The sequence below is a fragment of the Odoribacter sp. genome (assembly GCF_985060555.1).
The window spans coordinates 18,716-30,100 of record NZ_CFKYFN010000011.1; the positions used below are offsets into that span (position 1 = coordinate 18,716).

At 44.0% G+C, this 11,385-nt stretch carries 10 protein-coding genes and 1 other RNA gene; 4 read left to right on the forward strand and 7 right to left on the reverse strand.

Going from position 1 to position 11,385, the window contains the following annotated elements; translation table 11 throughout:
• Positions 1-13 precede the first annotated feature (13 nt).
• From AC5RDS_RS01455 to AC5RDS_RS01480, 6 genes are all read right to left on the reverse strand, one after another.
• Positions 14-1,225 carry a 6-phosphofructokinase gene (locus tag AC5RDS_RS01455; RefSeq protein ID WP_013610983.1) on the reverse strand — a complete coding sequence of 404 codons (1,212 nt, stop codon included), beginning with the start codon at positions 1,223-1,225 and terminating at the stop codon, positions 14-16.
• 291 nt (positions 1,226-1,516) lie between these two features.
• Positions 1,517-2,845 carry a glucose-6-phosphate isomerase gene (locus AC5RDS_RS01460; RefSeq protein ID WP_013610982.1) on the reverse strand — a complete coding sequence of 443 codons (1,329 nt, stop codon included), beginning with the start codon at positions 2,843-2,845 and terminating at the stop codon, positions 1,517-1,519.
• An 82-nt stretch (positions 2,846-2,927) separates the two neighbouring features.
• Positions 2,928-3,494 (reverse strand): bifunctional nuclease family protein, encoded by a 567-nt coding sequence (locus AC5RDS_RS01465; protein ID WP_013610981.1) that lies wholly within the window; start codon positions 3,492-3,494, stop codon positions 2,928-2,930.
• Positions 3,495-3,550: 56 nt separating this feature from the next.
• Positions 3,551-4,780 carry an L-serine ammonia-lyase gene (locus tag AC5RDS_RS01470; RefSeq protein ID WP_013610980.1) on the reverse strand — a complete coding sequence of 410 codons (1,230 nt, stop codon included), beginning with the start codon at positions 4,778-4,780 and terminating at the stop codon, positions 3,551-3,553.
• A 69-nt stretch (positions 4,781-4,849) separates the two neighbouring features.
• Positions 4,850-5,211, reverse strand: an RNA gene (gene rnpB / locus AC5RDS_RS01475) — RNase P RNA component class A.
• A 24-nt stretch (positions 5,212-5,235) separates the two neighbouring features.
• Positions 5,236-5,826: a YqgE/AlgH family protein gene (locus tag AC5RDS_RS01480; RefSeq protein WP_013610979.1), complete on the reverse strand. Its 591-nt coding sequence runs from the start codon at positions 5,824-5,826 to the stop codon at positions 5,236-5,238.
• A 45-nt stretch (positions 5,827-5,871) separates the two neighbouring features.
• On the opposite strand from AC5RDS_RS01480, the gene AC5RDS_RS01485 reads away from it, so the two are divergent.
• The 4 genes from AC5RDS_RS01485 to AC5RDS_RS01500 all read left to right on the forward strand — a co-directional run bounded on the left by AC5RDS_RS01485 (position 5,872) and on the right by AC5RDS_RS01500 (position 9,738).
• The gene (locus AC5RDS_RS01485; RefSeq protein ID WP_013610978.1) at positions 5,872-6,456 is read left to right on the forward strand and encodes a DUF4294 domain-containing protein; all 585 of its coding nucleotides are present in this window, start codon (positions 5,872-5,874) and stop codon (positions 6,454-6,456) included.
• A gap of 66 nt (positions 6,457-6,522) precedes the next feature.
• Positions 6,523-7,533 carry a DNA polymerase III subunit delta gene (holA, locus tag AC5RDS_RS01490; RefSeq protein ID WP_013610977.1) on the forward strand — a complete coding sequence of 337 codons (1,011 nt, stop codon included), beginning with the start codon at positions 6,523-6,525 and terminating at the stop codon, positions 7,531-7,533.
• Positions 7,534-7,581: 48 nt separating this feature from the next.
• A complete protein-coding gene (locus tag AC5RDS_RS01495; protein WP_013610976.1) occupies positions 7,582-8,121 on the forward strand; it encodes a D-glycero-alpha-D-manno-heptose-1,7-bisphosphate 7-phosphatase in 540 nt (179 codons plus the stop codon).
• A gap of 111 nt (positions 8,122-8,232) precedes the next feature.
• On the forward strand, positions 8,233-9,738 hold the full coding sequence (locus AC5RDS_RS01500) for an IMP dehydrogenase (RefSeq protein ID WP_013610975.1): 1,506 nt from the start codon (positions 8,233-8,235) through the stop codon (positions 9,736-9,738).
• Here the strand turns inward: AC5RDS_RS01500 and AC5RDS_RS01505 are convergent.
• Positions 9,732-10,949: a hypothetical protein gene (locus tag AC5RDS_RS01505; RefSeq protein WP_013610974.1), complete on the reverse strand. Its 1,218-nt coding sequence runs from the start codon at positions 10,947-10,949 to the stop codon at positions 9,732-9,734. The two genes, AC5RDS_RS01500 and AC5RDS_RS01505, sit on opposite strands and share 7 nt — an antisense overlap.
• Positions 10,950-11,385 lie beyond the last annotated feature (436 nt).

An 11,385-nucleotide genomic window follows, 5' to 3' on the forward strand; every position in this document is an offset into this window, starting at 1 on the left:
GAAAACGTAATTATCATCCTAATATTCTCTCATACTCGAACGGTTCCGGATCGGCCAGCCATTTACGCGCCAGAGAGCGATCCTGAGCAGTAAGGTAGTAAATATTTTCAGCCAGGGTTTGTCGTACTACTTCTTTATCGATATTCACCAAACGGGTACGGATTTTGCCATGCTCGTCTTCTACATCCTTCAGATACACAGGGATTACTTCTTCTTCGAGATTTACCGCAACCATACAACCGGAATGTCCTTCGTCATAAAGTTTTTTCACTCCGATTCCCAAAGTGGTGCAATAAGTCAAATCAAAAGCCGAAGGATCCACACACCTCAAAGAATACCCCACTTCTACCGGACGGCAAATAATATCCAGATTCAGTTCTTTCAACCGGTTTTTAAGTATTTTACTGATCACATGGGCTTTACTCACTTCCGACAATTCAGGATGTCCGTGAGCGTCATAATCGAAAGTGATTCCGGAAGAAGCAATATCTTCATCCTGTAGAAAATGAAAAATTCCTTCACCTACTACAACGACACCGAATTTCTGCCCCACGATCCGGCGTTTGATCATGGAAGATATGATCAGGCGAACAATTTTATCGATCGTAATTTGTGTCTTATTGAACATTTCCGGGATAATGATCATGGAAGCATGTATCCCCTTACCGATCTCGAAAGCCAGGTGGCCGGCTTCCCTTCCCATAGACATCAGTAGATACCAGTTTTGGGTCGTAGATGCCTCTGCTTTTATCACTTTACCGATAGTCACCCCCATTTCTTTGGCGGAAGTAAACCCGAAAGTCGGTATACCTTCCGGCAGAGGCAGGTCATTGTCTATTGTCTTAGGGACATGGATATTCCGGATATTTACCTGATGAGCTGCCAGATATTTCGTCAGTCGGTTAGCCGTCGAAGCGGTATCGTCTCCTCCGATAGTCACCAGCAATTCAATACCTTCTTTTACAAACAAAGCTGTCGTGAAATCCTGGTCTTCCGGTTTAAAACGGCTCATCTTTATGGCAGAGCCTCCACGGCTGTAGATTTGATCGGCTTTTTCATAAGTCAGTTCCTCCACCTCGGGATGTGCAGCAAATAATCCTTTATACCCTTCGTGGATAGCCAAAACCCGGAATCCGTCTTTCAAAAACACTTTGGTTACAGTTGCCACAACTGTATTAATACCCGGTGCCGGTCCTCCGCCACACAGGATTGCGATAGTTCTCATAGTCTTATTTTATTGTTATTGTGCACAGCAAAAATAAATAAAAACGCCGAAAAATGAAGTATCGAAACGTAAGTATAATTAGTTCATAAAGTCGACGGACTTTACTAACCGATTTAATTCCAGCATTATTTTTATACTTATTTGTCTTCGGTGATCAGAATAGAAAGAAAAAATTATACCTGCCATTTAATAGTTACAGCGGTTTAAGTTTATATCACTTTTCTATGAAATAATAAATGCAGCCTGAATGTTTCAGACTGCATACATTCTATCGGATAAAAATCCTGTTTTCTAAATTTTTGCTTTAATCGCTTTGGAAGCTTCTTCATATCCGGGTTTGTCCAGCAGGGCAAACATATTGTTTTTATAGGCTTCCACTCCTGGTTGGTCGAATGGATTCACGCCCAACATACTTCCGGAGATACCACAAGCCAATTCGAAGAAATAAAACAGTTGCCCGATATACTGAGCGGTTAAAGCCGGCATACAAACCTTCATATTCGGCACTCCGCCGTCGACGTGTGCAATTTGGGTACCCAGTTCGGCCATTTTGTTCACTTCGTCTACCCGTTTCCCGGCCAGAAAATTCAGCTTATCCAGATTAGCGGCATCCGAAGGAATCTGCACCTGATAGTGGGGTTTCCCGACAGAGATTACGGTTTCCATCAACATGCGCACCCCTTGCTGGATATACTGCCCCATGGAATGCAAATCGGTTGTAAAATCAACACCTGCCGGGAAGATACCTTTGTTTGCTTTCCCTTCACTCTCGCCGTAAAGCTGTTTCCACCACTCGGTGATATAGTGCAGTTTCGGATTAAAGTTAGCTAACAATTCCACGGCATATCCTTTCCGGTAAAGAGCTGTCCGGGCCACGGCATATTCCAGGGCGATACTTTTTTCGTCATCGATGCAAGCCTTACGCATTTCTATAGCTCCCTGAACCAATTCTTTGATGTCGAACCCAGCGATAGCGATAGGCAATAATCCCACCGGTGTCAGAACGGAGAAACGTCCTCCTACATTATCCGGGATAACGAAAGTTTTATATCCTTCCTGATCGGCTAATGTACGTAAAGCTCCCTTCGAAGCATCCGTAATCGCCACAATTCGCTTTCCAGCTTCTTCTTTACCTACTTTAGCTTCCAGCAATTCTTTCAATAAACGAAAAGCGATGGCCGGTTCGGTTGTCGTTCCTGATTTCGAAATCACGCAGATACCGAACTCTTTATTCTGAAGGTAGTGAATCAATTCATGGTAATAATCTTCACCGATATTATGACCTGCAAAAATCACTTTCATACCGGTATTTTCATAGTTGTGGAAACTATCTGCCAAAGCCTCGATGACAGCCCGTGCCCCCAGATAAGAGCCTCCGATACCGATAACGACCATTACCTGAGTACGTGCTCTAAGTTCGGCTGCCGTTTTCTCGATATCTGCCAACTGTTCAGAGGTGATTTCTACAGGCAGGTTCAACCATCCTAAAAAATCACTCCCTTTACCGGTTCCCTCTTTCAGGCTTTTCAATGCCTGCCGGGCCTCAGGATACAGGGCAATCATTTCTTCTTTAGTGACGAAATTACAGATTTTACTGTAATCAAACTTAATACTGTCCATAATTCATTATATTACTGTGTAGTTTAATTTCCGAATCACAAATTTACAAAAAAGGTGACCCCAGATAAGTCATCCTGATATTTTATTTCCCCATCTCTTTTAGCAGATCCCTGATCTTCGATGCCTTTTCATACTCTTCATTCCGGACAGCCTCGTCCAGCATCCGGGTCAATTCCTGAACGGAATAGGGTTGTTGCACGACCTCTTCTTTTTCGGGGGATTCGGTCTGTCCTGTTTCCTGACCGACCGCAATACCGGCCTTTTCCACAATTTCAGGCGTAGAATAAATAGGACAATCATAACGCAAAGCCAAAGCAATGGCATCCGATGTCCGGGAATCTATTTTGATTTGTTGAGTATCTTTCTCAAATAGCAATTCCGAATAAAAAATTCCGGAATCCAGACGATAGATAAAAGCTTCTTTTAAAGTGACTTGCAACGCATCCGCCAACTTCTTGATCAGGTCGTGAGTCAACGGCCGCTGAGTCTGCATCTTTTCAAGCTGAATAGCTATCGACTGTGCTTCAGGCATCCCGATAACGATCGGAATCCGATGCATATCCTGCTCATCGGCTAAAATCAGAGCGTATGCACCGGCCTGCGACATACTATACGACAGACCTAAAACTTTCAGTCTTATCCTATCCATCTTTATCTGTTTTAAAATCTATTGGATTAACGTCGGTTAATCGTTTTAGTTGCGTTTTACTTCTTATTTTTCCGGGGCATATGGCTTAGCTCCCTCAAGCATACATGAGCTAATCCGCCCAAACTGGTTTCCCGGTATTTGGCCTGCATATCCCTCCCGGTTTCCATCATCGTCTTCACCACATCGTCGAAAGAAACCATGTGCCGACCGTCGGAAAACAGGGCGTACAAAGCAGCTTCCCGAGCCTTTTGAGCTACAAAAGCATTCCGTTCGATACAGGGGATCTGTACGTATCCCATCACAGGATCGCAAGTCAGTCCCAAATTATGCTCGAATCCCATTTCGGCAGCATATTCGATCTGCCGGGGAGTACCTCCCCAAATCTGGGTAGCTGCTCCGGCAGCCATTGCACAGGCAGTCCCCAACTCGCCCTGGCATCCCACTTCGGCTCCTGAAATCGAACCGTTACTTTTCACAATATTACCGATCAACCCGGCAGTTGCCAATCCCCGGATAATCCGGTAATCCGGCATCTCCTGATCGTATTTCATGAAATACATCAAAGCCGGCAAAACTCCGGAAGCCCCACAAGTAGGAGCAGTCACCACCCGGCCACCACCGGCATTTTCTTCCGAGACAGCTAAAGCTGCCGCGAAAAGCATACCCATCGGCCGGGAAGACCCGGACGATTGCAGAGCTTTAATATTATAGGAACTTGCTTTCCGGGCCAATTTCAAGGCTCCGGGCAGTACCCCCTCCGTCACCAGGCCTTTCTCTACCGTCTCCTGCATCTGTTTCCACACCTCTTCCAGATAAGTGAATATCTCACTTCCCTCGTATTTTTCTACATAATCTACAAAAGTACATCCTTCGTCCAGACACCATTTCATCACCTCGGCCATACTTGTCTCCGGGTAGAGATTTCCGTCGTCGAAAGTACCCAACTCGTCCCACAATGCGCCTCCACCCACACTATATACCTCCCAACTATCAACCGTATTCCCTTGTACAAAAGCCTCGAACAACATCCCATTGGGATGGCGGGGCAGACTGATATCCGGTTTCCAAACGATCTCTACAGCATCGGGACGGTCTATAACCTTCAGAATAGCACTGTCTGTACCATGGCCTTTCCCCGTCAGCGCCAAACTTCCGTAAAGTGTGACCCTGAACTTTTCTGCTCCGGGGTTCTTTTCCAAAAATAATCCGGCAGCACGGCTCGGTCCCATCGTATGACTGGAAGACGGTCCGTATCCGATATTGTAAATCTCACGTATCGATTTCATTTCAATCTGGTTTAATCAAACTATATTTTAAACAGTTCGGCAACAGCTTTCCTGTTTAGTGTAAAATAAAAAAATAGCAGGCCTGTAAGCCGGGTTCTGTACCTTACGGTTTCTATCATTTATCTACTCTGCAAATCACTTTGCAGCTCTAGCAGCCTACCCCCCGGCATCGATCGGGCTAATCGAATGCGCCGGTATACATGGCCTTGCAACTCGTGAGACGTACGGCTACCACAGTTACCTGCAGTACCGGTGGGCTCTTACCCCACCTTTTCACCCTTATTTCAAGCGAAAACGAATCTTCGTGAAACGGTTTTTTTCTGTTACGTTACTATGCCCTCACGAACATCTTCCCGTTAAGAAGCACGATGCCCTGTGTTGCCCGGACTTTCCTCTTTCCCCGAAGGGACAGCGATAGAACGGCCTGCTATTTTATCTGATTCGTTTTTCACGAATTAATTCATAATCGGATCTTTGGGAAAATTAGCCCAAATCCGGTAACGTCCTCCCAATCCGCTCATCGAAGCTTCCCATAAATTATCGTTAGGAATTTCGAAAAAACGCGCAGGAGTAATATCCCCTACCATCCACGAATTCTCATCCAACTCCCGATCCAGTTGACCGGCATCCCAGCCACTATATCCGGCAAAAAAGCGAACTTCTCCCGGTTGTATTTTCCCCTCCTGCAACAAACGAGTCAGTTTCGAGAAATCGCCCCCCCAATAGATACCCGGCACAATTTGCAAAGCATCTTCAACTTCTGCATGATTATGAAGATAATACAGTTGATTTTGTTCGACAGGGCCACCGATATAGACAGGATATTCCAATCCGGCTAATTCCGTAACCAGATCCGAAGTGGTGTAAGCCATCGGCTTATTCAAAACAAAACCGATACTTCCCTTTTCGTCATGTTCTACCATAAAAATAACGGACCGGGAAAAATATTTCCCTTGCAGAAATGGTTCGGCAATCAAAATATTGCCAATCTCCACTTTTTTACGATTCCTTCTTATTTTAAATAAATCCTGAAATTGTTCGTCCACAATAATTCGTATTTTTACGAGCCAAAAATAACAAATTATTTTGTGATGCCGAGAATATTCACGGTCATACTTTTTATATTTTGCATAAATTGTCTGTCGGCCCAACAAAAAGAAGTCGTCCGTTCCATCTTCTGGAAAGGTGATACCCTCCCTCATGTTTGGCTGGAAGAAGTCAGTGTCCGGCAGAAAAATAAAAATGCCGGCTGGTTTCAGCGTCAGCACCGGCGGCAAACCCGGTTGGAATATAATGTCCGGAAAGTATATCCCTATGCCCGGATAGCTGCCGGTAAAGTCAATGAGATCGAACAGAAACTGTCGGCCGTCACCCGGGAAGCCGACCGCAAAAAGATCATCAAGGAAGAATACAACCAACTGATGAAAACGTTCAAGGCCCCCCTGATGAAACTCAGCATTACCCAGGGACGGATTTTGATCCGATTAATCTACCGGGAAACCAGCCACACTTCTTTCGCGCACATCCGGGAATACCGGGGGACGGTAAATGCCTACTTCTGGCAATCGATCGCTTTAATCTTCGGAAATAACCTGAAAGCAGCCTATGATCCGCAAGGCGAAGATGCCGAAATCGAGGAAATTGTACAAAAAATCCTGTCAGAATCCAAAAGGTAAAAAGTTTTTCTAACTTTGCATAGATTGTTCAGCCCAATTATCGGCGCATTAACAAATTGTAAAACGATGACATTCGAAGAGATCAGGAAAGATATCAAGGCCCGGAAATATAAACCCATCTATTTTCTATGCGGTGAGGAACCTTTTTTTATCGACCGGTTGACTGCATTACTCGAAAATACCGTGCTGACCGAGGATGAAAAGGCATTTAACCAAACTGTTTTATATGGGAACGATGTATCGATGAGTACGATCACCGATACCGCCCGCCGTTTTCCAATGATGTCCGAACGACAGGTGGTCATTGTCCGGGAAGCTCAGAATATCCGGGACTTCGACAATCTATTACCTTATATCGATCATTACCAAAATTCGACCATTCTGGTCCTGGCGTATAAAAATAAGAAACCGGACAAACGTAAGGGAGTATTTAAAAAACTCGGGAATACTCCCCATTGTATTTATTTCGAATCGGCCAAACTTTATGACAACAAGATTCCGGAATGGATCATCGGTTATTGTAAAGAAAAATCATATGGAATCACGACTAAAGCAGCCGGTATCCTGGCCGAAAGCTTGGGAACCGATCTGAGCCGGGTAGCGAATGAAATCGATAAGCTGGTACTGCTTTTACCTCAGGGAGGTGAAATACAGGAATCTCTGGTCGAGGAACATACAGGAATCAGTAAAGACTTCAATAGTTTCGAGCTCCTGAGTGCCATAATTCGTAAGGATTTCCTAAAAGCCAATCAGATTGTGAACTACTTTGAAGCCAACCCGAAAAACAATCCCCTGGTATTGACCATCACCACCCTTTTCAGGTATTTCCTGAACCTGCTGACCTATCACTATCAGAAAAAAACGACGCCCAATACTCAGGAAATGGCCAGGTTATTAGGTGTACATCCTTTTTTTATGAAAGACTATATCGACGGAGGTAAAATCTATAATGCCATGAAATGTGCAACCACGATCTCCTTGCTGCGGGAATACGACATGAAATCCAAAGGGGTAGGTAATGCGAATATTTCGGACGGAGAATTACTGAAAGAGCTGATATTCAAAATCATGCATTAATATTCCCGGACAAGTAACTATAATCATCCCAAGAACGTATTAAACCATATGAAAAGAACAACTACTTCAATATCGACCCAACCTTTGAATAAAGCCGTATTTTTGGACCGGGACGGCACGATCAATTCGGACGAAGGACATTATTATATATACAAACCGGAGGACTTTGTATTCAATCCGGGAGTCATCGAAGGCTTGAAACGTCTTCAGAAAGCCGGTTATCTTTTGATCGTCATCACCAATCAGGGAGGAATCGCTAAAGGGATATATACCCGGGAAGATATGTTCAAAGTACACGAAAAGATGTGTGCCGAATTGGAAAAGCATGGAGTGACCCTGACTAAGATCTATTATTGTCCCCACCATGAAAGCATAAAAACCTGTGTTTGCCGGAAACCTTCTCCTTATATGGTCAACCTGGCCATCGAAGAATTCCATATCGATAAGAAGCGATCCTGGTTTATCGGGGATAGCTCAAAGGATGTAAAATGTGCTGAAGATGCCGGAGTTAAACCGTTACGTATTCACAAAAATCAGGATATCACACCGGTCATCGATCAAATATTGAAATCGAAAGATTCATTCTAAGTCCGAAAAATTCCAGGACTACCTCTAAAATTAAGTAAAAAATAACAGATCGGGCTTGGGATTTAAGCGGGAATTGAGTAATTTCGCTCAATTTTTAAAAATCCACAGCATATGGCTCATTACATTAAAGAAGTATCACGTACATTTGGAGAATATCTGTTAATTCCGTCACTCACCACCAAAGAGTGTACTCCTGACAATGTTTCCTTGAAAACGCCGGTTGTCAAATTCCGTCAAGGGGAAACCTCGAAAATACAATTGAACATTCCGTTTGTATCTGCAGTGATGCAGGCAGTCTCCGACGACGGTCTGGCTATTGCCTTAGCCCGTAACGGAGGTTTGTCGTTTATTTTCGGTTCTCAACCTATCGAAAGTCAGGCCGAGATGGTAAGGCGGGTAAAGAAATTCAAAGCCGGATTTGTAGTGAGTGATTCTAATTTACGTCCCGATTGTACCCTACAGGATGTTGTTCGCTTAAAGGAACAAACCGGACACGCCAGTGTCGCCATTACGGATGACGGAACCCCTAATGGAAAATTATTAGGTATGATTACAAGCCGGGATTATCGGTTGAAAACAGATCCGTTAGATAAACCGGTAGTTGATTTCATGACTCCTTTCGAAAATCTGATTGTAGGAAAGTTGGGGCTGACTTTAAGTGAAGCCAATACGATCATCTGGGATCATAAGTTGAATTGCCTTCCGATTATAGACGACAATCAAAGACTTCAATATTTTGTCTTCCGCAAAGACTACGACAATCATATAGAAAATCCCAATGAATTGCTCGACAGCCATAAAAAACTGATGGTCGGAGCCGGAATTAACAGCCGCGACTTTAAAGAACGGGTACCTGCCTTGGTAGATGCCGGAGTAGATGTGCTGGTAGTAGATTCTTCCGACGGTTTTTCGGAATGGCAATACGAAACGATCCGCTGGATTAAAGAAACGTATAACGAAGAAGTCAAGGTAGGCGGTGGTAATGTGGTGGATAAAGAAGGATTCTTATATCTGGTGAAAGCCGGAGCCGATTTTGTAAAAGTAGGGATCGGCGGTGGTTCTATCTGTATCACTCGTGAGCAAAAAGGGATCGGCCGGGGACAGGCGACTGCTCTGATCGAAGTATGCCAGGCTCGTCAGGAATATTTCGAACAAACCGGTATTTATATTCCGATCTGTTCCGACGGAGGACTTGTACATGACTATCACATGACCTTAGCATTGGCCATGGGCGCCGACTTCCTGATGATGGGACGCTACTTTGCCCGCTTCGACGAGAGTCCGAGTAAAAAACTGGCTATCGGTAATAGCTATGTGAAAGAATATTGGGGAGAAGGATCCAACCGTGCTCAAAACTGGCAACGCTACGATATGGGAGGAAACAGTAAAGCTGCCCTGAAATTCGAAGAAGGGGTCGACAGTTATGTTCCATATGCCGGAAAAATGAAAGACAATCTGGAAATCACCCTGGGCAAAATCAAATCGACCATGTGTAGCTGTGGTTCCGTTACGATTCCTCAATTACAGGAAAGAGCAAAAATCACCTTGGTATCCTCTACTTCTATTGTCGAAGGAGGAGCACACGACGTAATTCTGAAAGATACCAAGATTCAATAACAGATCAGGGATGCCACAAAATGGGTGGCTTCATTGACTGGAGTCAGATTTAAATAACCGGATTTTATCCGGTTATTTTTATATACGGCCGGATAGAGCTGTTGCAAATGCCTGTGCTCCTGCCAGGCCTCCCCCGCTTTGGCATAATAACGAACCGTGAACTCTCCTTCCGCATGTTCGTCCAAATATCGCCGGCTCAACATAAGGGCGACTATTCCCATATTATAACGCAGATTGATTTCCAGGCAAGGTTGCACTCTATACTTTCCCGCAGAGTCGGAATAAATCATCATATCTATCCCTAAATATCCCCGGTAATCGGGCAAAATCCCGGCAATCATATCCGGCAATTCCTGTTTCAGCGACTGCAACTTTTCTTCTCCTAATTTACTTCCCAGTAATTGCTCAATATACGCTTGAGCTCCCAGATAATTCCCGCGATATTCACCGTTCAGGCCGGTAGAAAATACCGACCATCCGATAAATTCCACCCCTTGCCTTCCTGCACAAAACTCCATGGCAAAATCCAGTACCTTATTCAATTTTTTTTCCAACATAACATACCCCTGCCGTTTCAATATCCCGTGTAATCGTTCTTTCTCTTTCACAGCAATAGGTTTTCCGAGTACCAGAATACCTTTCCCCGAAGAAGACCAGGGTGCTTTCACCAGGTATTTTCCGGTTTTCATTTTCTGTTCGATCTCTTCGATAGAATAACCTGTCTCCGGAATCACTTCCTTTTCCAGATCAGGAATCAAACCGAACAAACGAATCAACCCTTCCCGGGCTTTCCTGCGGCTATACCACTCTTTTCGTTCCGTCTTCCACTCCTCACCCATCCCCCGTTCGGCCAGCCAATGGCACATTTTCGGACTCCATCCCCACGGTTCCCCTTTCACCTCTCCCAAAATCCCGGCTTCTGCCTCCTGAATAAAACCGGCCTTCAAATGCAAAGGCTCATAAACCGATGCCATAAATACCGGATCCGGTAAATTCCTGACTAAGACCCAATCTTCCGATTCTCCCAGAAATACAGGTAAAACCGCCAAATCTTCAGCCATGGTCACCACATTAGCCGGAGGCATATAGTATTTACTTCCATTGGCAATCGCCATCTCACAATCCGGATTGAATATCCAAAGCCTTTTCCTGTTTTCCATCGACCTGATCTGTTTCTCCCTGCAAATATAAATAAAACGCCGTTTTTTCATAAAAAACTAAGATTTTCTTTTAATCGGCTGATTGATAAAGCGTAAAGAACGATAAGCCTGGTAATTGGTAGCGATTTGGTAGCGGTGCTAATTTCAGCGCATTGCTTTGCTTCACTTTTAGAACTGATACAAATATAGGGATTTTGACCGAAAAAGAAAAAAATAGGAGATTTTTAGTTTTCTGTGTAAACGGAAAAACAAGAAAAGTGTAAGTAACAGAATAAGTGCAAAAAAGAATTTGCACCTATTCTTGTTACTAAAAATGTAAATCATTGATTTTTAGTATATTATTCATTGCTACACCTTGCACCAAAACGGTCTGTCCTGGTATCCGTAGCAAATATACATGGTGTTTATGCTTGCAAATCATTATTTGTAGGTATTGCGAGTGATGATTAAAACCGTTAATTTTGCAAACTAATGGATCGTACGAAAA